Genomic DNA, 25,142 nt, shown 5'->3' with positions numbered 1-25,142 from the left:
GTTCAAAACAGAGCTTGCCGCAAGGCGCGCCTGGCCAATTCGCTCGCTCTAGCTATCGGCCAGTCTGGCCGTGCCGCTCCATCGGGCACGCGTCACCCGGCGGTGCGCGAGCCAAGCAACTTTCTGGCAACCGAATAATGAACGCCGTCAGCAGCCAGCAGCTGCATGATTCGCTCCTTTTGTCCGATGTAGCCGATGCCGCCAAGAAGGCCTGGTAGGCCTGCCGCATTCCATGTGCGAGCCATGTCCTCGCGCGCCAGCCGAGGCTCGCGAGACGGCTGACGTCGAGCAGCTTGCGCGGCGTGCCATCGGGGCGTGAAGTGTCGAACGTGATCTCGCCGATGTAGCCGACGACCTCGGCGACGATGCGGGCAAACTCGGCAATGGTGATATCCTCGCCGGTGCCGATGTTAATCAGCTCCGCACCCGAATAGGTCTTCATCAGGTGCACGCAGGCATCCGCCATATCGTCGACATAGAGGAACTCGCGCCGCGGCGTGCCGGTGCCCCAGACCACGACGCTTCTTGCGCCCGAAACCTTTGCCTCATGGAAGCGCCGGATCAGGGCGGCGACGACGTGGCTGTATTCGGGATGATAATTGTCGCCGGGACCGTAGAGATTGGTCGGCATCACGCTGATGAAGTCGCTACCATACTGGCTGCGATACGCCTCGACCATCTTGATGCCGGCGATCTTGGCAATGGCGTATGGCTCGTTGGTCGGCTCCAGCGGGCCGGTCAGCACGGTATTCTCGCGCAAGGGCTGCGGTGCGAGCTTTGGATAGATGCAGGACGAGCCGAGGAACATCAGCTTCTCGGCGCCGTTTTGATGCGCGGCGTGGATGACGTTGGCGGCGATCGCGATGTTGTGGTAGATGAACTCGGCGCGCAGCGTGGCGTTGGCGACGATGCCGCCGACTTTTGCTGCGGCGAGGAAGATCACCTGCGGCCGCACTTTCGCGAACCAGTCGAACACGGCGGCCTGGTTGCAGAGATCGACCTCGCGCCGGTCCACCGTCACGAGATTCACATCCTCGCGCGCCAGCCGGCGCACCAGCGCGGCTCCGACCATGCCGCGGTGGCCGGCGACGTAGACGCTTCTGCCCTTCAGCTCAAATGGTGCGCTTGCCACCGACCGCATCCCGTTTTGCATCCGCCAGGTCGCTCGCCATCATTTCCGCGACGAGTTCCGCAAAGGTCCGCTTCGGCGTCCAGCCGAGCACTGCGCGCGCCTTGCTGGCGTCGCCGACGAGCAGATCGACCTCGGTGGGGCGGAAATAGGTGGGGTCGATCTTCACCACGGTCTTGCCGCTCCTGGCGTCGATGCCGGTCTCGTCGGCGCCTGCGCCGCGCCATTCGATGCGGCGGCCGACTTGCGCAAAGCGAGCTCGACCAGCTCGCGCACCGAGCGGGTCTCGCCGGTGGCGAGCACGAAATCGTCGGGCTTGTCGGCCTGCAGGATCATGTGCATGCCCTCGATGTAATCCCTGGCGTGGCCCCAGTCGCGCTTGGCCGTGAGATTGCCGAGATAGAGCGTCTCCTCGAGCCCGACCTCGATGCGGGCCACGCCGCGCGTGATCTTGCGGGTGACGAAGGTCTCGCCGCGGATCGGGCTCTCGTGGTTGAACAGGATGCCGTTGGAGGCAAACATGCCGTAGGCTTCGCGGTAGTTCACCGTGATCCAGTAGCCATAGAGCTTTGCGACGCCGTAAGGCGAGCGCGGATAGAATGGCGTGGTCTCCTTCTGCGGGATCTCCTGCACCAGGCCGTAGAGCTCGGAGGTCGAGGCCTGGTAGAACCGCGTCTCCTTCTCCATGCCGAGGATGCGGATCGCTTCCAGGAGGCGCAGCACGCCGATGGCGTCGGCGTTGGCGGTGTATTCGGGGCTTTCGAAGCTGACGGCGACGTGGCTTTGGGCGGCGAGATTGTAGATCTCGGTCGGCCGGATCTGCTGCACCAGGCGGATCAGATTGGTCGAATCCGTCATGTCGCCGTAATGCATCAGGAACGGCACGTCGCCGACATGCGGGTCCTGGTAGAGATGATCGACCCGCGCGGTGTTGAACGAGGACGAGCGCCGCTTGACGCCGTGCACAACATAGCCGAGCGACAGCAGATATTCGGCGAGATAGGCGCCGTCCTGGCCGGTCACGCCGGTGATCAGAGCGACCCGCCGTTTGCTCTCTTGGTTTGACAAATCGTTTCTCTACGCAGGCTAATGTCGTTCCACGATCGATGACCTTCAATCGCGTCTGGACTCTTCGAATACGGCAGCGTCACGCTCTCGCGGCACCGAATCCTGAACCGTGTATAGGCATTGCATCTATCGCTCAACTGGTAAACCTTCCACATCGAAAGGGTTTTGAAGGACTATACGAACGTTTGCAGTCCGGCGAATTTCGTTCGGCCTTCGTCCTAGGCAAAGGCGTTTCTCTATTGGTTTGGTGCGACCAATGGAAATGCGGCGCGGATAGGACATGAGCAGACCCGTCGGGCCGAGAAGCGTTTCCCGGTCTCTGCGTGCTCAACTCGCGCTTCGCGCCAGGGAGTTTCGTCTCATCTCTTCTCCTTGCTTAAGAGTTTTCCACTCTTGCTGTCCATCCAATGCAACTGCGAGCAAGCCGGGCAAACAAAGCCTTGAAATTCGCTCTCTGTCGCGCAGTCCTTATCATCATCGATCCATTTCTGGACAAACATGTCGGTAATCGGGCAAGCAAAAGTGAAGGCGCGCATATTGACTCTGTGCTGTTTGAGTTCACAGCCAACACGCTGCATGATTGAGGCCAGCCACCTGCTACACCAGACATCAAAGGAGATTACCGCGACGAGCAGTGTGCTCGGTGCCCCTAACCACGAATTCAGTAGCGGAAACAATCTGGCGGTTCATTGCTCGCGCGTGCGGCAGGGAATCAACGATAATGGTGCGTCTAGCGGACGATATGGCTCGGAAAGCCAGTGCTCGGCTCGGCGATCATGTGCCAGGGGTCGTTTCCACGCTCGCAAGCATGTCATTGGACCGGCGGTACTATGACCAGGCAAAGCCCGCATGTGCGTGAACAAGCCGCCTTGAGCACATGTGTCATTGAAACTGGCGGCTTGCAGATCCCGAGCGCCCATTCTGTTATTGATGCCGACGGCAAACTCCCGGTTCTTGAGCAAGCTTTCGGGGGACGCCAGCCTGAACTGACGGATCAACTGCGTTCTACCTCAATTATCGCACTTGATCTGCAGCCGCTCGGCAGAAAGAGTTGGGATGAGCTACTCGCGGAGGGAGTCGACCCGGGCCTTTTAACCACGCCCGCCTGCTTGAATGCGTCACAAGCAGCGTAAGCTTAGAGGCGCGCCCTCGAAATGGATCGCCGGCTTATCGGGTTCGAATGTCGCGTTGCGCTCAATCAAGGTGCCGAGATCAAATCTTCAGTCGCTCGCGGGTCTAGTCTTCCACATCATTTCTTTTCCGAGACACTCACATGAGCCTCTCGATACGCGTTCGTCAGGTTTTGATTGTGCCTCATTGCCTGATGGGCGTGCCGCCCGGGGCAACCGTCAGGCCGGGATGTCGAGCAGATCCAGCTCGCGGACCTATCGGTAGCTCTCTTAGCTGCGCGATGACCGTTACCCACGCCCAGCAATTGCGCCTGTCGTCTCGGATTACTGTTGGTTATCTAGTCTGCTTTCCTTCAAGGACGCGGCGTCCGTCCGACCATGGCACGACGTGCATTCGGGCATAGTGATAATCGCACCATGATGACGGCTTCTGGCGCGGTCCCGTCACAACGGGCTCGCCGCACATATACGCGGTTCCAGGATCGCCATTCTTGAAACCAACAATGGCCCGGCATTGGCCCTCACAGTGATCGACGAGCAGGACCTTGTTGGATCCATCGGGTCTTCTCACATCACCGCTCCGGGATAGCGCATCAATCGCGCGGCGGCTCGTTGGGCACTCGGCGCCCGCAAACGTATTTCGAAGCCTCCAAAGCTGGATTGGTCCTTCTTACATGTGGGCGATCGTGTCTTCATACGGCTCGGCGATCTGCGTGGATAGAACAGAGACAGCGTCCTTCGCACAGAGCGCGATCCTCGGCCGCTTTGGCAGAAGACCTCTCATCGCACGCGATCGGCCTGCTCCGCTTTTGTCCACAGGAATTCCGAAGCGACCGAAGATTGGTACTACCTGGCTGCGCACTCTACAATCTGACGCTACGTGCGGTTCAATCCCCCTGCGGCCCTATCGCGTGAATATGTCAAACTCGTATTCGTTCGCCAGGAGCCAATCGCAAAGCGAGGAGGGCGGGAGGCGCTTCACCAAAAGCAGTTGGCTTTCGGTATTCGTCGTCTGCGGAACCGCGCAGCTCAGGTCCGCTCAGATGTGCACGCTTAGCGACGCACCCCGGGTGAGGCTGCTCGTCACCGGCAACGAGTGACCACGCGAGTCAATGAAGTTTTTGGAACGTCTATGGGATAGGAGCTGCCTCGCCGCCGGATTCAATCGTCCATAGCTAGAATGCTCTCTCGCGTCTGTGCGAATTGGCTTCGCCTCTCCAGCCGAGCTATCCGCTGTCCCCATCTTAATGAGCCTGCTTCCCGGGATTTGTCGGGCCGCGGCGGCCGGGTAGAATAGGAAACGAGATCAAACGGCAGTAATGAGCCCAATTCCGAGGCACCAACAGTGACTTCGCCGTTCTCGACAACTTTGAACTATCGACCTCGAAAGGCGCCGTCAGGTCCAGGCCAGGTCAGGTCAACGATCAATGCGGGTTCGATACTTGTGCGAAGATTTGCCTGCCCGTCATACGTTGGAAAGGCCGCCCAAGCGGTGCTCAGCCCTGGTCCCGTTGAGTATCGCGGCTTGGGTCCAGATTGGCGTGTTTGCTACAATCGTGGTTGGCACCAAAGAGTTGCTATTGGAGCCTGCACTCCAGATCGGCCGAGGGGAAAGACGGCGGTTCTGGAGGCAATCGGACGGCTGATGGAACGAGCGGCGCAGTTGGCCCTGCTCGCTGATGGGCCGCCAGGGCGTCGTAGCGGCGCCGGTTCGCGTTCCTCCCATCATCTTCGGGCGCGAGCGATCGTTAGGCCGGCATTCTCCAGCGCATCCAAAATGCTATTAGCAACCGCCCGCGGATCGCGCTGGTTCTCTATGCTCACGTTACAGGCCAACGCAGCGGCGATGATCGCGTGCGCCGTTTTGCGCTGGAGGTAATCGTACTCGGCATACTCGCCGCAGGTATTGCAGGTGATCACAGGTCGGCCAGTCCAAGGATCGTGCATTGCGATCTCGCACCAGCTTTCTGTGTGACATTTCGGGCAGAGCATAGATTCAGTGTTCCTTGATGTCTGAGCTCGCGCACTACGTGGTCATCAGTTGAACGTCTACTTGGTAGCCAAAGCTGCAGAAGCCATTGATACTCCGAAGGCCGTGTCGCCCGTCCCGGAAACGAAAGCCACGATCGAGACGGGCACGGGGGCGATCCAGGCACCCAAGCGGGGTTCCGGCGTGAGCGACCAGTTGACGCATCTCTGGCGACAATGCGCCTTCGATGGCACCGCCTCAGTGCGCTTCTCGAACTGGCGTTAAGCGGATCATGGCGAGCATCTGCACATCGATATGCCGCGGGGCCGTCCAATGGATCGTTCGACATAGAGCCGGCTGCCCCAAGGACCGCGCTCTCACTACGCGTCCCGACAAATCGCCTGCCGATGGCTTGGGAGCGACAGGCTTGCACGCCGGACGCGCTTCGCCTCTGTCGCAGACCGCGTGAGGACGCCATCGCTGCAGCCAGCTTGAGTGAGCAAGGAGCTTTCGTGGGATGGCCCAATCGTTCCAGCAAGGCATGGCGAAACGTCGCGATAGGAGGAGGCGTAGCGTATGCCTACAGCCGCGCCGTTTCGGCGTGGGAAAGCCATTTGCAGGTTCGCGGCGGGGATCATTTCCATTCCACTCTGGGCTGCGAGGCGCCGATCTCCGGACGGCGACCTCGTCGCGCGCAATCCCTCAAATCGAGCAATCGCCACGCGACGATGCTGCTCCGATCTTAGCATCCGTTCTGCTGCAGCCCTGGTCTCATCGCGACACACACCGTGGAGGCGGCCTGCGGCGTTTGGGCAACGCGGGCGTTCTGCAATCTGAGCTCCAAAAATGGCACACTCCCAATTTTGTCGCCCGGAATCTGTTGTGCGACCAGGCACCGTCACCAGCTACAAGAAGACTCTACAATCTGACGCCACGTACGATTCAAGCCCCTTATGTCGAGAGCCGCGCATGTTGCGCGGAATTTGACGCAAACTACCAGTGAAGCCCAACATCGCCTATCATGCTCGGTTCGCGTGGCGTTTCCAATCGGGCGTTCTTAACGGAGAAGGCCGCAGTGAAGCTTACTCCCGCACTTGCGTTTGTTGCGAGCGGCTTGTCGCATCTCAGACATTGACAGAGCAGGCGGCAAATAACGGCAAATGAGGTGGTTTTGCGAAAGCCAGCCTACGGGATCCTACGTAGGGCGTGTGTCGCATTTTCTTGATCTTAAAATTGCATCGTCTTTCGCATGAAGCAGAAAAAGCCATTCTCCGACGCCAAACATTGGCGAGGCCGTGCGGAAGCGACGCGAATAAAAGCGGAGTCGCTCAAGGACGACACATCCAGATGCAGGCTCCTCAAGGTCGCTGAGGAATATGATAAGCTGGCTCGCCTCGCCGAGGGGCGGCAAAGAAATGAGGTTGACGGCCAGTTCTGATCCCGCCGGAGCGGACGGTTGCATCGAAGGTCAAGGCGTTGTGATCGCGGCGCGAAAGCCTCTTCGTTGGACGGCTCCAGGGCTGAACTGCGAAACGCTCCTCATGCGGTAACGCCAATGAGGAGGCTGCTGAATGCGTGCGGTCCGCGCCTCCGAGCCTCTGGCCGTGAATGAATTGTAAATCAGTCTCGCCGGCCACATAGATGACGCATTGACGGTGTCTCAGGCGGCAAGCCGGCTAACCGTCAGGCATGAGAAGGAATAAGATGAAAGCCCACCGTCAGATCGTCGCAAGAGCGAAATTGCAAGTCTCTCGTTCGACGAATTGGCGAAGCATTGGCGTTGCTTTGCATCATCTGCTGAAGCCGGCGACGTGTCTTTGGGCGCCAAAGTAGGTTCGCCGGATCATGCCAGGCGAATTGGCTTCCGCCATCGTTTTGGCTGTGAGGCGTTTTAGTCGAATTATGGCATCTTGCCCAAACACGGTTAGCTCAACGCCATAACGTTGCGGACCTGTTTAGGCGAAGAGGCGAGCAGAAGCTCCTGCTGACACGACTTGCGTAGCCAAACCATCGTAGATGTCTGCACGGATCGTCTGCATGAGGCAAGTTCGCAACGAAGTCACGCATGACGAGAAAATACGAGTAGAAATCATAGTCGAAAGACCGACCGCAAGAGACCTCTCCGGTGGACGATTCCGGGCAGAACCGATGTTCTTCATCCAGATAAGTTCGGTGCAGATGATCCGGAGTAGTTGGGACCGCCCATGCCGGGGTGGCAGCCGCTCGATGTATCAGTCGGACGACACGAGTGGCGCCGGAGTCTACTCTGTCGGCCAAAAGAAGGAGAACGCGTGAGGAACCAAATTGTAGAAAGACTCGAGGCGGGGCGCGTCCGCGATGGCCGATTCGCCACCGCACCGGGATCTGGTCCTTCCGGTCTCTTCTACGTGCAGGGGCCTTGCGGCTGTCAACTCAAGATCATCGGCTTCGTCCGTCCGGGATGGGAGCATGTCTCTGTGTCGACGCCAAGGCGTTCTCCAAACTGGGATGAAATGTGCCTCGTCAAAGATCTGTTTTGGGATCAGGAGGAATGCGTGATGCAGCTGCATCCTCCTCGTTCGCAGTATGTGAACAATAGTCGCTATTGCCTGCATCTCTGGAGGCCGACACGTCAGGTCATTCCGATGCCTCCGGCAGCCTTCGTGGGCATCGTCGGGCTCGGGCCGTCTGAAGCGGCAATTCTGTTTGCGCAGATGAGTTCGGTGTCATAGTGGATCTCGCCGCGTCGGTGTTAAGTCGAGTGGCGGCAAAGTACTGTGCTGTTCCCGCAGATCATCTTCGAGACCCCAGACGGATTTGCTCTCCACAGTCATGGGCGACGAGCACACCGTTGGTGGAGCCCAGCTCACCTAATGATGGACAGACCCGCCAAGGGCGTGCGGGCCACCACTCTGGGCCCCAAAGCACGACCCGCTGCGCTGCTGAAGGCGGCGGGAGGCAATGCTCGCAGAGGCGGCTCGTCCGGACCACCATTTACTGTGCGGAATGTGACGTGCATAACCACGCCAGCGAGAAATCGGCTGGGTGACGAATTAGAGCGGATCCGGCGGTCCGTTATACATGTGGCGCGGCCAAACCACATTAGTATCAAGAAAGCGCAACCACCGTACGCATTGGCCAGTTGCCTGAGTGAGGCGCGTCGAGGAATGTTGTTGCGCGTGCCTCGATGTTGCGAGGAAATCCTGCATGAGAGGCGGCTAATTAGCCTGATATGAGCGCCATCCCGGCGCAACTCGGCGATAATTCTCTTTTAATACAGGGCAAGAATGTTGCTTTGCGGAGCTGCGCACGACGGCTTCGTCTGTATGATCGAGCGAAAGTCTTGGGGGATGCTGTGGAAGTCGAAGGCAATAGCGGCCGCAACGGCGCGCCGGTCCGCCGCGACTGGGAACGTGCCGAGGCGGAAGGGCTTTACGCGCTGCCATTTGCCGACCTCCTATTTCGGGCCCAGACCGTTCATCGTGGCAATTTCGACCCAAACCACGTCGAAACCGCAAGCCTGCTCAGCATCAAGACCGGCGGTTGTCCTGAAGACTGCGCTTACTGCGCCCAGAGCGTGCATTACGACACTGGCCTGAAGGCGACTCGCTTGATGGATCGCGCTGATGTGGTCGCCGCGGCGCAGCGCGCCAAGGCGGCCGGGGCGACTCGCTTCTGCATGGCCGCGGCCTGGCGCAGTCCAAAGGACCGCGATCTCGATCAGGTCTGCGACACGATTGCCGCCATTAAACGTGTTGGCATGGAGACGTGCGTAACGCTCGGCATGCTCACGCCGAAGCAAGCCGCGCGGCTCGCCGACGCCGGCCTCGACTTCTACAATCACAACGTTGACTCGTCGCCGGAGTTCTACCGCAGCATCATCACTACCCGGACCTTGCAGGATCGGATCGACACTCTTACACACGTGCGCGAGGTGGGCATCAAAGTCTGCTGCGGCGGCATTATTGGCATGGGTGAGCAGGTCGAGGACCGTCTCGGCATGCTGGTGCTGCTCGCCAATCTTCCCAACCATCCGGAAAGCATACCGATCAACCTCTGGAACGAGGTGAATGGCGTGCCGGTGAAGGTCACGGCGGAGCGTCCCGATCCGATTGCCCTGGTGCGCCTGGTCGCGACCGCGCGGATCATGATGCCCGAGAGCGTCATACGGTTGGCTGCCGGGCGCCAGTACATGACTGATGAACTCCACGGGCTATCCTTCTTGGCGGGGGCGAATTCCATCTTTGTCGGCGATGTCTTGCTGACTACCAAAAACCCGCAACTTGACCGTGACGCAAGTTTGCTCGCCCGGCTCGGCATTACGTCTGGACTCGCTTAGATTGTCAGAACAATAGAGGTGCTGCGCGCAACCGATCAGCATAGGTGAGAAATGCAGATTGTCTTGATGAAGGGAACGATTCATTGCGCCTCGGTAACTGAATCCGACCTGCACTATGAAGGCTCGATCTCGATTGATCGCGCACTGCTGGACGCGGCCGATATCCTGATCAACGAACGCGTCGAACTCTACAATCTCGAGACGGGGGCACGCTTTGCAACGTTTGTGACAGAAGCGCCACAAGGATCCGGCACCGTAGACGTGAACGGTGCGGCGGCGCGACTGGCGATGCCCGGAGATAAGATAAGTATCGTCGCATACGCGTCATTTGACGAGGAGGATGCAAGAATCTTCAGGCCGCGCATTGTGCTGGTTGATCGAGAAAATCGCATCCTGCCGGTTTGAATCCAAACAGCCAGCGCGGGAAGACCCTGTTCTTCGCCGCCAGTTGGAGTTTTGCGGCCTCCATCGTTGCTCAGCGAGTGAAGAATGAATTCCATCATTGCCGCGAAATTCGCCAGGTATGTGGCAGGCTTGGATGCGCTTAAAGAGGACGACCGCCTGCGCAGTCTCAGGCCGCGCACCGGGACCGACTTTTCATCAAACGATTATCTGGCCCTGGCGAGCGCGCCGCGCATGAAAAAGGCCATCGTGACTGCGCTCGAAGCCGGTACTCCGATCGGAGCCGGCGGGTCACGGCTTCTGCGCGGCAACTGCGAGGAGCACGAATGCCTCGAAGCAGAAGCGGCGCGGTTCTTCGGCGCGCAGACCGCGCTCTTCTTCGGCGGTGGCTATGTCGCAAATTTTGCGGTGCTGACAACGCTGCCGCAACGGCACGACCTGCTCGTCCTTGATTCCCTGGTTCACGCCAGTATTCACGAAGGCGCGCGAGCTGGCCGAGCCGGGTTTCGAATCAGTGCCCATAACGACCCCCAGGCTGTCGAAAGCGCAATTTGCGACTGGCGGACCGCGGGCGGAGCGGGGCAGGTCTGGATCGTAGTCGAGAGCCTCTACAGCATGGACGGCGATTTCGCACCGCTTGAAGACCTGCTCGCGATCGCGGACCAGCACGATGCGTTCTTGGTTGTGGACGAGGCTCATGCCACCGGCGTCTACGGCGAGCAGGGACGAGGGCTCACTGCGCCCTATGAAGGACGCGAAAATCTCCTTGTTGTTCATACCTGCGGCAAGGCGCTGGGAGCTGCCGGCGCGCTTGTCACCGCCTCTGGCGTGCTGCGCGACTTCATAATCAATCGCTGTCGTCCGTTTATTTTCGCGACTGCCCCTTCGCCGTTAATGGCGGTGGCCGTACGGGAGGCTCTGTTGATCCTGCAGGAGGAGCCGGAGCGCCAACAGCGGTTGGCGATGCTTGTCGCGTTCACGCATCGGGAGATGGTTGCGCGAGGCGAGAGAAGTCCTTCGAACTCGCAGATCCTGCCCTACATCGTTGGCGAGAATGCCTGCGCCATGAGGCTAGCCTCCGCCCTACAGGCTCGCGGATTTGACATCCGAGGAGTCAGACCGCCAACGGTGCCGGCCGGCACGGCCCGTTTACGAATTTCACTGACGCTCAACGTCGGAGAGGATGAGGTGCGTGCGATGCTCGATGCGCTCGCTGAGGAGACGAGGGGTGGATCTCGATGAGTCAGCGGATCGTGGTGACCGGCACAGATACAGGGATCGGCAAGACTGTGTTTTCGGCAGGCCTTGCCCAGCTTCTCGGCGCGAATTATTGGAAACCAATTCAGGCCGGTCTTGAAGATGAGACCGATAGCCAGCTGGTCGCTCGACTGGGCGGTCTCTCGGCCGATCGGATCGTTCCGGAGCGTTACCGCCTTAGAACGCCCGCTTCCCCGCATCATTCCGCCGAAATGAACTCAATTCGCATCGATCCGGATTCGCTCGTTGTGCCGGATACCGGGGAGCGACCGCTCGTCATCGAAGGTGCCGGCGGGCTGATGGTGCCGCTGAGTTCTAGCGCACTCTACATCGACGTCTTCGAGCGGTGGCGGCTTCCCGTCGTGCTTTGCGCCCGCACGCTACTCGGGACCATCAATCACTCCCTGCTATCGATAGAGGCCTTGAGAAAGCGCCAGATCGACATTATTGGGATCGCATTCATCGGGGAAAGAAATGCTGAAACTGAGAGCGCAATTTGTGACATAACGCGGGTGCGTTGGTTAGGACGGCTGCCCTGGATTTCTCCTCTGACGGCAGACAGCCTACAGGCTGTCTTCAAGGGCTCGTTTATCCCCGGCGATTTCAAGCGATGATGCCAAACAAGAGGTGGCCAATTTGGCATCCATTCACGCAGCATGCTCTTGACAACGAAATGACCAAGGTTGTGCGTGGCGACGGTGCTTATCTCTATACTGCGGATGATCATCGAATCATAGATGCAATCTCATCCTGGTGGGTCGTCACTCACGGTCATTGCCATCCGCAGATCGTGAGCGCGATTCAGGAACAGGCCGGCAAGCTAAACCAAATCATTTTCGCCGGCTACACGCACGATCCGGCTGAAGAGGTCGCTCGGCTCCTTTTGAAACTCGCACCCCGAGGCGTCGACCATGTGTTTTACTCGGATAGCGGCTCAGCCAGCGTAGAAGTCGCCTTGAAGATGGCGCTCGGCTATTGGCACAATATAGGCGAACAGCGAACGCGCATCGTTGTCATGCAGAACTCCTATCACGGCGACACGTTCGGCGCGATGTCAGTTGGTGCCCGCGGTGTCTTCAACGCGGCGTACGGACCCCTCCTGTTCGACGTGACCTCAATCCCGTTCCCTGCGAGCGGTCGTGAGCAGGCGACGCTTGATGCGCTTGAGTCAGCATGTCGGAACGAAAATCCCGCGGCCTTTATTGTCGAGCCTCTGGTGTTAGGAGCAGGCGGAATGCTGATGTACCCAGCTTGGGTGCTAAGAGAGATGAAGCGGATCTGCGAGGCGTCGGACGTCCTGTTCATTGCCGATGAGGTCATGACAGGCTGGGGCCGCACCGGAACGATCTTCGCCTGTGAGCAGGCCAATGTCGTGCCAGATATAGCGTGCTATTCGAAGGGTCTCACGGGAGGGGCGCTCCCGCTCGCCGTGACACTCTGCCGGGCAGAGATTTTCGATGCTCATTATTCAAAAGACCGTACGCGCACATTCTTTCACTCGAGTTCGTATACGGCAAATCCGGTCGCCTGTGCCGCCGCCAAGGCTAACCTGGATCTGTGGAAAGATCAGGAATGTCACCGGCGCATCGCTGCGGTCGCAACCATGCAAGAGCAGGCAATTGAAGCATTCCGCGCCAATCCGCGCTTTGCAAACGTTCGCCGTTGCGGCACAATCACAGCACTCGATCTGAAGACGAGAGATACCGGCTATCTCGCAGGCGTCGGTCCGAAGCTTCACGCCTTCTTTAAAGACCGCAATCTCTTGCTGCGCCCACTCGGTAATACGATTTACGTGATGCCGCCGTATTGCGTAACAGCAGGAGACCTGGGCGAAATATATGCCGGCATCTGTGACGCTGCCGATGCGCTGGTCTGAAGACGCGCGCGGGGGCGCAAGGTCAAGGATTCTGAGCTGTCGTCCGCTTCTCGAACGACTTGAGAGAACCTTGCCATAGACTGCCTACGAAATGGACGATTGTCGCCTCGCGTCCTGCAATGTGGGTGCCGCCGGCCGGGCGACCGCAGGCTTAGCCGGGCCGGTCCACAGTGTCACTGTGCGTGCGGTTTCAATCCGATCGCGTCATCGCGATTGGGTACCCGTTCATCTGTGTGGATGACCCGCGCGAATGCGGCACAAGGTGATGAAGTTATGCGCCCATTGGTGGCGGCCTGTTGCGGAAGTTCTTCCGTTATTTCGATTAGAGGAGATTGCCTGGACGGCAGGTTTTATAAAGCGGCTATGGCGCGAGGATGGTGGACACGTCATCCGCATTCTGGAGTTTGCGGCAGCCGCGCGAGCCTTGGTGCATCTTCCTATTTCCCTCGCCCGGGCTTCGGAATGCGCCGAAGCCGCCCTTTGAGCGCCATAAGCCAATCAGCCGCGATGCGAAATCGACATGCCGCCTTGACGTGGGCTTTGAGACGTAGATCGAAGCCTCATAAGGACATCCACTGTCGCCGCTCGCGTGCGTCGTCCCCAGGCCGCCGTTTTGACTCGCACAATGCTTGGATGGTGAGTCCCAGAACCACGGCGCGGAGGAACATCTTGAAAGATCTTGTTTGCTGATTGCGCAATCATTGGAAACTTTGTGCCTTCCAACTTCTCAGTGACGCGCCTGTTCGGCCTCCCTATTGACAGATGTCTTTTGCTCTTCCAAGGGAAAGCCCATGTCCAGAGACATGCGGAGCCGGGTCAGATCGAACATGAGCCACATTTCGCAGCTGTCAGTTGAGCGCGTCACGATTCCAGTTCTGCAACGATGCAAGGAGGAAAGGCGCGCCATCGTCATGACCACGGCTTATGATGCGGTAACGGCACGTATCGCCGATCCTGTCGTCGACGTCATTCTTGTTGGCGATAGCGTCGGCAACGTATGCCTTGGGTTTGACGACACTTTACCGGTCAGCATGGCGATGATGAATCACCACCTGGAGGCGGTCGCGCGAACAAGGCCTCGCGCCATGCTTGTAGCTGACATGCCGTTTCTCAGCTTTCATCTCAGTCCCGACGACACGATACGCAACGCTGGAGGCTTCCTGCAGCGTGGCGCCGACGCCGTCAAGCTTGAGGGAGGGAGTAAGCGTGTCGAGATGATCCGAGCCTTGGTGAATTGCGAAATTCCCGTGATGGGCCATCTTGGTCTCACGCCACAAAGCGTCAACGCGATGGGTGGCTTCAAGGTACAAGGTCGGAACGCGGACGATGCCCTACGTCTGCTTGACGATGCGCACCAGCTACAGCAGGCCGGATGCTTTGCTCTTGTTCTCGAAGGCATCCCGGCCGAGCTCGCTGCCCGAGCGACCGAATCTCTGACCATACCAACGATTGGGATCGGAGCGGGTCCAAGTTGTTCCGGCCAAGTTCTAGTATTCCACGACGTGTTGGGGCTCGCAGGAAGCCATTATCCCAAATTCGTGCGCGTCTATGTAGAGGGCCATCAGTTGCTGCAGGAGGGCCTCTCGCGCTGGGCAGCTGATGTCCGTAGCGGAGCATTCCCTGCGCCGCAGGAGTCATATCGGATTCCGGACGGATTGCGCGAGGCGGTCGTAAACTGGACGCCTTCCAAGTCAAGCTAGTGCAAGGTCCAACATGCAAACTAGCAAGTACGGTCGGGGGACTGCGCGGCGTCCTTGCAGAGGAGCGCCAGTCCGATAGCGAGGCGGGCCCGCTGCGACAATAGGTTGCCCGCACGAAAGCTCGATGACCTCCGATATCACCGGTCGTGAGCGCCTTGCTCGCACCCGCCCGGTTGAGGCCAAATGAGGATATCGGCAGATAGCCTCGTGACTTCCCAAAGGGTGAGAAGCCGCGCTGCGAAGCGGTTGGTATCGTCTCTGCGCCAGATCCCGGGAGACTTGTCCGGCTTTATTGAGACCTCGTCGAACCGGCGAACTCGCCAGGTCTCTGCACGCTTGCATTTTCGCGGCGTTGCGAAGTACGTGTGCAAGCTGTTCATGATCGTGCAGCCCATTGTCGCGTGCATTGGACAAAAGGGTTCAACAACGCGCGGTCGTGCGCCGCATGGTCGTGAATCTAAATCTTCCGATCGAGATCGGCACCGTTTCGAGACGGTGAGAAGCCGACAGGCTCGCGATGAGCAATTGGACCGCCGTCTCATCGAACAAGAACGGCTTGTTGGTTGCCGAGGGTCTTTTACTTCGGGCAGCTGCGGGTCGAGACGGAGATTCGAACGACTGGGACGTCTCGGGTTCAGTACGGCACTCAAAGAACCATCTCGCCGAGTGTGGTTGGATTGGGTTCGATCGCCAGATCTGGAGATCTGGGTCGAAAACTGGCGGCTAGCTAGACGACTGGTACAGCGAAGCGAATCTCACCACACTCGACCGTATTTGGATGGACGGCAGTGGGCTGAGTTCGCCGGTGCCATACAATCCCTGAGCAATACACCCTTCGATGGGGTTGCTCCTATGCCGATCACCGGCTCACCGCCGTCGCCGCCGGATCTGGGTTCGAACGCTATTCCAGCGGCGTCACAAGTCGATGCTATCGGCACGCTGCCATACTCGAACGATCAAATGCATACAGCTAGTTCACTGCAGGTTTGGCTTGCGAGAGACCTGAGCGTGGCGGCATTCCTAGGACGAGCTGAGACAGATATGGAACGCCGCGAACAATCGAGCGGATCGTTAGCGCGATCGCAATAATCGCGGCGCCGAGCATACCCGCGATGATTAACCGGGTCGTGAGATCCCAAAGTTCTCCGAACTGCATGAAATCCATGAGACGGAACACGGTACCCTGGACCAGGTAGAGCAGCAGCGTGGTCTGGCCCAACTCCACAGCGATAAAGCGGGCCATTCGATTTGAATGGCCAAAGCTCCAGCATTGCAGCAGGAGTTCGATAGCGATTGCTGAAGCAGCTGCGGAGCCAGCAAACATCAGAAGCACGTCTTTAGCCGACCGAAAATCGTGAATTACCCCAAGATTATTGTAGACATAGGTGTTCTTGCCCCAAGCTAGAAAGCATACGCAAGTCACTATCGAGAGTACTAAAATCAGGAGCGGCTTGTGATGTCGCAATGTACTCGTCCATCGGTCTCGCGACTGAGCAAGCAAGAAGCCGAAGCAGAAGAACGGGTAAGTGAATCTGATCAGGGGTGATATGGAGAATGTCAGAGGCGCGAGTGCGACCAGTATGGCTGAGCAAGATATGACCCACGATCGGTGGTTGAGCCTGGTAGAAATCTTGATGAGAAGGTAGGAAACAAACGTGGCCCAGATGAACCAGTATGTGCCAGCGAGATCGTCTACAAACTCCAAAAGTCCGCTCGTTAGGCTGGTCGCGCGCCACAATGCCGCTAACTTCGCTGTCTCCATGAACGTCCACCAAAACAGCATCGGCAGCAAGAGCTGCTTCGCACGGTCGCTGGCGGCTCGCGTGAACGACTTTTGCAGCAGCGATCGAGAAGAAAGATATCCGCTTATCGCCATAAAGAGTGGCATGTGAAACATATAGATCGATTTGTAGTACGGCGAATACCAAAACCCGTCGTCTCGGTAGATGACATACTGGATCAGGTGCCCAACAATCACCAAAACAATGAGTGCACCTTTCGCGAAATCTAAACTTAGATCTCGATCGTTTGCCTCTGTCGTGCGCGAACTGGGGACGATCGTTCCAGTCACGGGTAGTAATGTATCAAACATCTAGACATCTGTTGTTGACGAGCCGGCGGCCTGTTGTCCGCTTCTTCTGCCTCATTTTTGATCCAAACGAAAGGTCATAGCGGGAGTTTTTGGAAGGGGAATAGGCTCAGCGCCTTCCAAGAACTAGCTGTGCGCCGAGCGTCTCTGAATGCCTGGGAACTTTGTGGCAAAGACAAGATATCTAATTTGAGACACGGCTGTAGCAGCGCGGGCACGGCATACTACTTGCAGACCCGTTTGTGGGAGGAAGACTGTCACGCTCAGTCTTCCACTCGGCCCGACGCATCTCAGACCCGGCAGATGCGTCGGGCTTCCCCGGTTGGCCCAGCATAGTCGACATTTGGTCCGTCGCCTTCGCTTGACGCCGAGGTGTTCACGCCCATATGGGCTTCTGATAGCTGAACTCGAGCACGCCAACATTGGGGTACGGCAGCGTGCTACGCGCGCACGCCGATAGCGGTGCTCTGCAGTTCTGGAGCAAAAGCCGAGGACTGACCTTTCTGATTGAGACGCTTATTCGGTTTCGTGCAACTGACGCCGTCAACCGCGCGTGCCTTGACGATTGTCGTCGAGCTATCTCTTAGTGGAGCTCGTGGCTTGGTGTGCATCCGCGAAGGCCTTAGTTGGATCGTACTCGCACGATGACTGATAGCGAACCAGCTCGACCAGAGTCGCTCGCGATTGCGAGGTTCTTTGGTCAAAGGTGCTGCTCGCACTCAGTGTTGTGGACCAAGAAGAGCAGCAGGCGTTCTTCGCGCATCAGCCGACTCGGCGGATCACAGACAGCATTGGCGTTCAGGCGTCACCGCCATAATCATGGCTTCAAAAATCCCGAACGTTTCGGCGGCAAGCGAGGACTCGCGCCAGTGACTTGTGCGGTGATGGTGTCGCCAGCTACAATTTCTCTCGTGTGCCTACAAACTAGCTTCCTCGGGCTGAATTCAACGTTTCGGTCAATGACTCCTCGAATATGTCCAGGCCTCGTCCCAACGTCTCTTGGTCGATCGTAAGTGCGGGCAAGAACTTCACAACTTGATCCGTCGGTCCGCATCGCTCGATAATCAATCCCTTCTCAAACGCCTTATGTGCCGTCACCTCCGCGATCTCGGTCGTTTTGCAATCGAAGCCGCATACCATGCCCCGTCCACGAACAGCAAACTTGTTTCCGTGCTGATGCGCGATAGCATCGAGTCGACCTCGCATAAATGCGCCCAAGCGTTGGACCTGTTGCGAGAACGTCTGGTTGCGCCAATACAGGGTCAAAGCCGCTTTGCCAGAAACGAGTGCAAGGTTGTTTCCCCGAAACGTTCCCGTGTGCTCGCCTGGTTCCCATGCGTCGATCGCTTCTTTGATCAAGAGCATCGACAACGGCAAGCCGTACCCACTCAGCGATTTCGACATTACAACAATGTCTGGCGACAAGGCAGCGAACTCGAAACTGAAGAACTCGCCTGTACGACCACAGCCCATCTGGATATCGTCAACTATGAAAATAGCTCCGACCTCTTTTGCCAAAGCCTGAATTGACTGCAACCATTCCTTACCGGCGACGTTAATGCCTCCCTCTCCTTGCACGGTTTCGACGAGAATGGCGGCGGGAAGGTCAATACCACTGCTCTCGTCCATTAATACCTTTCGCACGTAATCCGCCGGACTGTCAGCGGAGCCAAGATACCCATCATACGGCATGAAAGTTGTGCCGGATAAGGGAATGCTGCTGGCTTTGCGGTAAAAGCGGTTACCGCTCGCAGCTATGGCTCCCAGGCTTTGGCCGTGATATCCATTCGTGAAAGAAATGACGTTGTGACGCCCTGTGATCTTACGCGAGAGCTTTAGAGCTGCTTCAACAGCGTTAGCCCCCGTAGGCCCCGTAAATTGAAAGCGGTAGGAAAGATTCCGTTCACGAAGGATGACAGAGCTAAAGGTCTCCATGAATTCGACCTTTGCTGGAGTGGCCATGTCCAAGCCGTGGACGACGCCGTCTGACTCCAGATACTCGCTGATTGCCGCTTTGATCTCCCGATTGTTGTGGCCATAGTTTAGCGCTCCGGCACCGGACAAAAAGTCAATGACCTTTCGGTCACCCTCTGCGAACATAATCGAGCCGCGCGCCCTACCGAAGACAGCAGGAAAGGAGCGTGAGTACGAGCGCACATTGGACTCTAGCGTCTCGATTGCCTTCATTCGGCGCGGCCCGTGTACTCCAACCATGTGGTCGTCTCCTCGACATGAAAATCTGCCCGACGAACATGCGCGCGGCCAACGTCGTACAAGAGAGGCAAGCGGTGAACGCGCGGCTCCGCGTCTCTCGACGTCCTTTGGGTTGCGCGCAGCGCGTCTGAAAAACAGCTCCAGCGATTTACCTGAGAACCGCGCGGAACATAGCTACTATGTCTAGTAGTGCCGCCCACATCCAGCGAACGCCACTGGCTAAAGTCGTCTCTCGCGGACAGGCTTGCTTAGCCGCGCGGAGAATTTGCGCATGCCGTGCGGTTAGCTTGGGTTAGGATAAATTCTGTAAAGGAGAAAGAATGGAATAACTTTCATCGTGACCCAAAAGGGTCCGATGGGATCCCGTCGGTAGCAAAGGCATGGCTTGAGATCGCATCCGACCGGCCGCATTAGTGTTGCCGCTGCAACGGATGCGTAAGTTTCGGGTGCTTCGGCCCGAAGGATGCTCGGATCGAACGCACGAATCTCGCGGTGCAAACTGTGGATCGTTCGGAATTCCAACATCGCTTGCAGCCTTTTTTGAATGCAGCGATCGTCTTGAAAGGTTGCGTGATTTCGCTGTGATCGGCGCGTCATCCTCCCACGCGCTCCGGCGCCGGACTTCGCTGGAGCACTCGCAAAGTGTCGGGTTTTGGCGAGGTCCTGCCTGGCAAGCCGCTGCGGCGGTACTTTCGGTTTAAGCTCAGCATCGCCGTAGGCGTGCACCTTCGTTAGGGCGACGCGGTCATTCCAGAGGCGTTTTTTGTCAGGAGCCCCACGGTGCAAGTGCTTCGATGAGATGCCGAAAGCACAACAACAGCGACAGGAATGCGGCAAGGTGGAAAGGCGATGGTCGCCACCGGCACGAGGTAAGCACTGGCAGCGGCGCATTGATCGATATCGTAAGCGCCGCGCAGGCACGGTTTGGTCCAGACTGCATCCCCATCTTTCACGCGTCCGTTCCGCCACGATGCTCGCGCAGCGCAGCATCGAGGCAGGCTATCAACTCCAGATTGACAAATGGTTTGGCGAAAAAGCCAGTTACGCCGGCGCTCAACGCGCGGGCTCGCGTGCGATCATCCGCGAAGGCAGTAATCAGGATGAATGGCGCAGCGTGACCCTGGGCCCGCATCTGTTCCAATAGTTCAAAACCGCTCATCGTGGGCATCTGCACGTCTGCAATGACACAGGACGTGTCGTTCAATTGAGACGACCGCAAGAAGTCCTCAGCCGATGCAAACGTATGAACGACGTGCCCCTGCGATTTCAAAAGGTTGTTGAGTGCGGCACGAATCGAAGGATCGTCGTCGACAACGGAAACAGTTGAATACCTGGACAAGACGACCCATTCTAGTTGGGTGAAGGCGGTGGCCGAAGCATGACGGCCAGCTGAAGGGTGCGCGTGTACGATGAAATTGTAAAATCATACTTAGGTTTGTACCCTGAAACGGTCGGTCCCAATTCCCAGCCTCTCAGCCATCCTGATCAAATCGGCTAGCGATCGAGCGCCCATCTTCTTCATCATGTGCCCGCGATAGATTTTAACTGTAATCTCGGCGAGCCCGAGTTCAGCGGCTACCTGTTTGTTTAATAGGCCGGCGGCGACCAGTTTCAAGACATCCTGCTCGCGAGGACTTAGGGCCTCAAACAAGGACTGCAGTCTCCTGACCACCTTGTCTACACCCCGCCTGTTCCGATCCTGTTCGATAGCTGCGACTACGCCGTCGAGCAGTTCCTGATCGCGAAACGGTTTGCTGAGAAAATCGATTGCTCCACTCTTCATGGCTTTGACGGTCATTGGAATATCGCCATGAGCGGTGATGAAAATGATGGGAATGTGAATCTTCAGTTTGGCTAACTCGCTCTGGAGCTCCAGGCCGCTCGATCCTGGCAGCCTGATGTCAAGCACGAGGCAGCTAGGAACATCAGGAAGCTCGCTTTGGAGCAGTTCCTGGGCCGATCCGTAAGCAACGACATCTAGACCGATCGAACGAAATAGGTTGACCAGCGAGTCGCGCATCGAGATGTCATCGTCGACGACGAGGACGCTCGGCCTCGCCTCCGGCCCTACGACATTTGCGGCTTCCCTCCGCGGTTCAGAGCGCTTGGTCACGATAAGAGCCTCATTTGTACAATTTACAGTAGAATTGTCGCGTCACGACAACCGTTGATTGATACGCAGGCTTTCACGCAGTGCAGATCTTTGAGATTTTCCAGGTATGTGACTGGTCAGCCATTCGCGCCAGCGTGACCCATTGCAGCAAAGTCTAGCAAAAACCGCCTGAGTGGTCGAGAACTGCCTTTCGCGTCTGTCCGCCGTCGCGTTGGATCGGCCCGGCGGCATCGATCAACCGTCGGTCGAGAAGCACCGAATCTAGGACTTGAGATGCTCGCTTTAGAACGGCGGCGCGTGTCGCCAGGCCTTCGCGAGTGGGGCTGCAGCGGACGACTCATTTTGCGGATGAAGGGTCAGAATGCCCGCCGCCTTGGTAGTTGAACGCGGGGGCGCGCGCTGAACGAATTGGCGCGATTGTGCATGCGCCGATCACACCGGCGTTGCGATCGGCAAGCGGCGTAGACTATGGCAGCCGTACTAAGGAGAATAGAAATCAGAACAAGTAGCAGCGGCATCAACACATGAACTCTTCTTTTCCGTCGTCAGAGCGCCTGTGAGTTGCGTCTTTGCGAGCTTGGGGAAAGCACCCTTGCATCGACTTCGTACAACCTGACGCAAGGTGCGATTCAAGCCCTTTCCGTCATGTTTGTAGGAAAGATGCTCGAACTCGAGCTGCTGCAGGGACGCTCACGTTCGTTCGTCTCGTTGCTTCCTTCACCAGGCTCGCACCCGAAGATCAGGGCGGCGTAATCTGAATGGAGAGGCGGGATACACTGCATTCGGTGTCCGGCTGCGGACCCGTTCGGCAAGAAGCAGCTGCACTTGCTCTGCTGCATCAGCCGAACAACCGCTGATCCAGCCAAAGAACCATTCTCCTACCAGAGTTGGCGGACATCACGGGTCCGTGCCGGGCAGCTTGGAGTTGAAGCTCCGCTCGTTGACTTGCAGAGGAACAACAAAACGCGCCCCCAGCATTCAACCTGAAGCCGTTGTTAGACCTGCCAGTAGCTTCGATCCGCAAAGGGCCTAAGGCCCAGGCAGGGTCATCAAAGGCGGCCCGAGGCACCCCGTGAAGAAGAACGTGCGTCGGGTTCGCCCCACATCGCCAGTACATCCGTGGTGATGCTGCCTCCAATGAAGCAACCAGCGTGGCAAAACTGAGGCTCGCCCAGCAAGGCAGAGTAGGTCGTGACATCCTGCGACTTCGTACCGGTCAGGAAGGGCTTGAATCGTTCGTAGCGTCACGTTGTACGATGCCGGTGTAGATATCTCGAATTGGCAAAGTCCGATCCGGCAAAGTTCTCGTTGGCAAAGGTTGGATAAATGTTGTCACAGTGCGCGTGGCGAGAAGGCGTTCCGCTGTTCTTCATTTCAATTGCAATTCTCTTCACCGGTTATGGGGTAGCTTGCGTCTTGCTTGAACAGCGATTTAAGCAGCGAGAACTCTCTCGGCTCTATCGACTTCGTATGGCCGACAATCGCCCTCCTGCGAACCGCAGCGAGCGGCATTCCGATCAGTGAGGGCCTGTACGGGCGCTTTGTGAGCATCAGGAGTGCCTTTGTCGCGGGTCAGTTGTCCCATCAATGGGAGCAGAAATGAAGAGAATAGTCATGGGCGCGGTTTCGCTCACGATGGCTCTCAGATCTGCCCTTGGTGCTGTGGTTCAGAGTCGATGACTGCGTGGCGCCTTCCAAGAACGGACCAGGAGTGAACGTCGATCTCGAAGACATCAACGCGTGTGCCTGCGGGATTTCTAGCCCGAGCGTCCTTGCGGCGTTTATATTCAGCGACTCGACCGAGCATCTTGCTTCTCCTCGGGCCTTAGAAGCGCACCTTAGTGGCCGATTGTGGAGCAGACTTCTTTGGCGGCAGTGCTGTTAAGCATGGGCGAATTCTCGGGACCGGCTTCTGTGAGAAACGGTAGTTCGACATGCCAGATATCAGCGAGGCGATCGCCGAGCTCACGGATCGTCTGATCGCATTCAGAGCGGTTCGCACCATAGTCAACCAGGGAAGCGACATTTCCGCCGGTCAGCGTAAAGAGGCACCGCGCCCTGCCGTCCGGTATTCCTCGGCCGGCATCGACCTCAGATCTAGCCCGTCCTATTCGTGAGAGTGCGGTTTTTTGGTCCGATTGATGCGGCTGCACACCTCCTTTGACGAGGCGCACAGGATTGCCTTCGGCTTTTCACCGCCTGACGACCCGTACTTTGCAACGCGCTTGAGGGATGGGTTGGGCGAACGGGGGCGGAGGCCCCGCCGGTCAAGGACCGAGCGGCAGCAGCGCGCTGGGCAAGCAGCGGATCAGGTCGGCTTCCCGGCATGCCGCGGCGAACGCGAGGCGAATGCGGCTCGCGGTCTCGACGACCCGGGCGGCGATTTTCAGGAGACGAAGACGCAGCGTCGCGAACTCGGCAGTGGCCAATTCCCGGACTTTGGGAATGGCGTCGCGCACGGTCAGCATCAGCCAATAAGCGGCGGTATGGAGGACGAGACGGACCTGGTTGGCGAGCGCCGAACGGCAACTGGTGCGATCGGAGGCAAGCTGCGTCTTATGCAGCTTGATCATATTCTCGGCCTGGCCGCGCGCGCAATACAGGCTGTCGTAGATCCACTCGGCCGAGCCGACATCGAGGCTGGTGACGACGAAGCGGATGTCGAGGCCGAGCATCGTCGCCTCAATACGGGCGACGGTGCGCCGTTCGCGATCCCAGGACTTTGCGTTGTGGCGCGTCTCGGTATAGCCGCGCAGAACAGGCAGGTTCTCGATGGCGCGTCGGGTGCGGATGTCGTCGGCGACCTCGTCGACTTTTCTGGCGAGCGGCTTGGTACCGGACAGACCGAAGATGTAGTCGATGCCATTGTTCTCGCACCAATTCATCGCCTCCGGCCGAGCATAGTGCCCGTCGCCACGGAACGTAATTCGCGTCTTGTGCCATCGCGTGCGGATGTGCCGTACCAGGCGTCGAAGATGGGCACGCACCTCGATGCCGCCCGGCGTCTTGCCGGGCCGCAGCACGACCGCCACGGGCCGGCTCTTCTCCGTGTCATAGACGTGGATCGGCAGGAAGCAGCGTTCGTCATAATGGGCGTTGAACAGCGAGAGCTGCTGATGGCCGTGGACGACATCGCAGGTGTCATCGATGTCGAGCGTGACTGATGCCGGCTCGCGCGGGTAGCTATCCATCCATGCGTCGACCAAAGTGTAGGTCAGGCGGATCACGTCGCGCAGGCGCGGCGCATTCTCCAGGCGCGACAGGGGCGGTTGGGAACACAGATCCCGACCCGTGTCCGGCAGCCGTCCGCAGGCCAGCTTGAATGCCGGATCGGACCGCAGATGATCGAGGTCGTCGGCGTCCTCGTAGCCGCAGCAGATCGCGAACATGCGAGCGCGGAACATGTCGACAACGCTGTGCACGACCCGCGTCGGATCGCGCCGATCAGGGACCGCCCGGGCCAAATTTTCGGCCAAGCCGAGACGCCGCTCGGCGATCGCCAGAAGCATCACGCCCCCATTCGAGGTCAGGCGCCCGCCATCGAAGGCTGCTGTGACTTTCTTGGCCTGAACGGCTGGAAACGAGAACGGCAGAATCGTATCATCAGTCATGGCGGGCGTGGCGTTCGCGGTTGAAGGTGATGGGGTTGGCTTCGCAACCGAATCCTACGCCGCATCAGCTCTTTACACCACGCTCGCCAGCCTCTCAGGCGCCCTCTGGCGAATAAGATGGGCTAGGGACCGCCCGGAGATCGACAGCTTGGTGCAGCCCTCGAGGGGAAGAGGCTGAGCTGAGAACTGCGCCAGTGCGGTTTCAGCTCGAAAAAGCAATATCGGTCGCGCTTATGTCCCCGAGATAGCCGTCGAGGTGGCGAAAA

Annotated in this window: 18 protein-coding genes and 1 pseudogene; 10 read left to right on the top strand and 9 right to left on the bottom strand. The window is 58.3% G+C overall.

Going from position 1 to position 25,142, the window contains the following annotated elements:
- Positions 1-52: 52 nt before the first annotated feature.
- The 3 genes and pseudogenes from fcl to ACTGJ9_RS37955 all read right to left on the bottom strand — a co-directional run bounded on the left by fcl (position 53) and on the right by ACTGJ9_RS37955 (position 2,775).
- Positions 53-1,132 (bottom strand): GDP-L-fucose synthase, encoded by a 1,080-nt coding sequence (gene fcl, locus ACTGJ9_RS37965; protein ID WP_456675185.1) that lies wholly within the window; start codon positions 1,130-1,132, stop codon positions 53-55.
- A pseudogene (gene gmd / locus ACTGJ9_RS37960) lies at positions 1,113-2,197 on the bottom strand (GDP-mannose 4,6-dehydratase). Before gmd ends, fcl begins: the two are co-directional and overlap by 20 nt.
- Positions 2,198-2,556: 359 nt before the next feature.
- Complete coding sequence (locus ACTGJ9_RS37955; RefSeq protein WP_456675184.1) at positions 2,557-2,775, bottom strand: hypothetical protein; 219 nt, start codon at positions 2,773-2,775, stop codon at positions 2,557-2,559.
- Between the two features lie 252 nt (positions 2,776-3,027).
- Between ACTGJ9_RS37955 and ACTGJ9_RS37950 the strand changes: the two genes are divergently transcribed.
- On the top strand, positions 3,028-3,330 hold the full coding sequence (locus tag ACTGJ9_RS37950) for a hypothetical protein (protein ID WP_456675183.1): 303 nt from the start codon (positions 3,028-3,030) through the stop codon (positions 3,328-3,330).
- Between the two features lie 1,722 nt (positions 3,331-5,052).
- On the opposite strand, the gene ACTGJ9_RS37945 is transcribed toward ACTGJ9_RS37950, so the two are convergent.
- Complete coding sequence (locus ACTGJ9_RS37945) at positions 5,053-5,274, bottom strand: hypothetical protein (protein ID WP_456675182.1); 222 nt, start codon at positions 5,272-5,274, stop codon at positions 5,053-5,055.
- 1,271 nt (positions 5,275-6,545) lie between these two features.
- Here ACTGJ9_RS37945 and ACTGJ9_RS37940 point away from each other — a divergent pair.
- The 9 genes from ACTGJ9_RS37940 (at position 6,546) to ACTGJ9_RS37900 (ending at position 15,938) form a co-directional block, all read left to right on the top strand.
- Positions 6,546-6,734 (top strand): hypothetical protein, encoded by a 189-nt coding sequence (locus ACTGJ9_RS37940; protein WP_456675181.1) that lies wholly within the window; start codon positions 6,546-6,548, stop codon positions 6,732-6,734.
- A gap of 853 nt (positions 6,735-7,587) precedes the next feature.
- A complete protein-coding gene (locus ACTGJ9_RS37935) occupies positions 7,588-8,007 on the top strand; it encodes a DUF7694 domain-containing protein (RefSeq protein WP_456675180.1) in 420 nt (139 codons plus the stop codon).
- Positions 8,008-8,618: 611 nt separating this feature from the next.
- The gene (bioB, locus tag ACTGJ9_RS37930; protein WP_456678755.1) at positions 8,619-9,614 is read left to right on the top strand and encodes a biotin synthase BioB; all 996 of its coding nucleotides are present in this window, start codon (positions 8,619-8,621) and stop codon (positions 9,612-9,614) included.
- Positions 9,615-9,665: 51 nt separating this feature from the next.
- A complete protein-coding gene (gene panD / locus ACTGJ9_RS37925; RefSeq protein WP_456675179.1) occupies positions 9,666-10,019 on the top strand; it encodes an aspartate 1-decarboxylase in 354 nt (117 codons plus the stop codon).
- Between the two features lie 84 nt (positions 10,020-10,103).
- Positions 10,104-11,258 carry an 8-amino-7-oxononanoate synthase gene (locus ACTGJ9_RS37920; RefSeq protein ID WP_456675178.1) on the top strand — a complete coding sequence of 385 codons (1,155 nt, stop codon included), beginning with the start codon at positions 10,104-10,106 and terminating at the stop codon, positions 11,256-11,258.
- Positions 11,255-11,887: a dethiobiotin synthase gene (gene bioD / locus ACTGJ9_RS37915; RefSeq protein WP_456675177.1), complete on the top strand. Its 633-nt coding sequence runs from the start codon at positions 11,255-11,257 to the stop codon at positions 11,885-11,887. The genes ACTGJ9_RS37920 and bioD overlap by 4 nt, the downstream gene beginning before the upstream one ends.
- Positions 11,884-13,149 (top strand): adenosylmethionine--8-amino-7-oxononanoate transaminase, encoded by a 1,266-nt coding sequence (locus tag ACTGJ9_RS37910; RefSeq protein WP_456675176.1) that lies wholly within the window; start codon positions 11,884-11,886, stop codon positions 13,147-13,149. Before bioD ends, ACTGJ9_RS37910 begins: the two co-directional genes overlap by 4 nt.
- Positions 13,150-13,976: 827 nt before the next feature.
- Positions 13,977-14,849, top strand: a complete 873-nt coding sequence (gene panB / locus ACTGJ9_RS37905; protein ID WP_456675175.1) for a 3-methyl-2-oxobutanoate hydroxymethyltransferase — start codon at positions 13,977-13,979, stop codon at positions 14,847-14,849.
- 183 nt (positions 14,850-15,032) lie between these two features.
- Positions 15,033-15,938 (top strand): pantoate--beta-alanine ligase, encoded by a 906-nt coding sequence (locus tag ACTGJ9_RS37900; protein ID WP_456675174.1) that lies wholly within the window; start codon positions 15,033-15,035, stop codon positions 15,936-15,938.
- On the opposite strand, the gene nolL is transcribed toward ACTGJ9_RS37900, so the two are convergent.
- From nolL to ACTGJ9_RS37875, 5 genes are all read right to left on the bottom strand, one after another.
- The gene (nolL, locus tag ACTGJ9_RS37895; protein ID WP_456675173.1) at positions 15,820-16,941 is read right to left on the bottom strand and encodes a nodulation factor fucose acetyltransferase NolL; all 1,122 of its coding nucleotides are present in this window, start codon (positions 16,939-16,941) and stop codon (positions 15,820-15,822) included. The genes ACTGJ9_RS37900 and nolL overlap by 119 nt on opposite strands.
- Positions 16,942-17,862: 921 nt before the next feature.
- Positions 17,863-19,125, bottom strand: coding sequence for a diaminobutyrate--2-oxoglutarate transaminase (gene ectB, locus ACTGJ9_RS37890; RefSeq protein WP_456675172.1), 1,263 nt, complete (start codon positions 19,123-19,125; stop codon positions 17,863-17,865).
- 976 nt (positions 19,126-20,101) lie between these two features.
- On the bottom strand, positions 20,102-20,491 hold the full coding sequence (locus ACTGJ9_RS37885) for a response regulator transcription factor (protein ID WP_456675171.1): 390 nt from the start codon (positions 20,489-20,491) through the stop codon (positions 20,102-20,104).
- Between the two features lie 90 nt (positions 20,492-20,581).
- Complete coding sequence (locus ACTGJ9_RS37880) at positions 20,582-21,265, bottom strand: response regulator transcription factor (protein ID WP_456675170.1); 684 nt, start codon at positions 21,263-21,265, stop codon at positions 20,582-20,584.
- Between the two features lie 2,267 nt (positions 21,266-23,532).
- Positions 23,533-24,876, bottom strand: a complete 1,344-nt coding sequence (locus ACTGJ9_RS37875; protein WP_456675169.1) for an IS1380 family transposase — start codon at positions 24,874-24,876, stop codon at positions 23,533-23,535.
- Positions 24,877-25,142 lie beyond the last annotated feature (266 nt).

Source organism: Bradyrhizobium sp. RDM12, assembly GCF_051917485.1.
Classification (GTDB): domain Bacteria; phylum Pseudomonadota; class Alphaproteobacteria; order Rhizobiales; family Xanthobacteraceae; genus Bradyrhizobium.
This window is presented reverse-complemented; position numbering and strand designations above follow the sequence as displayed.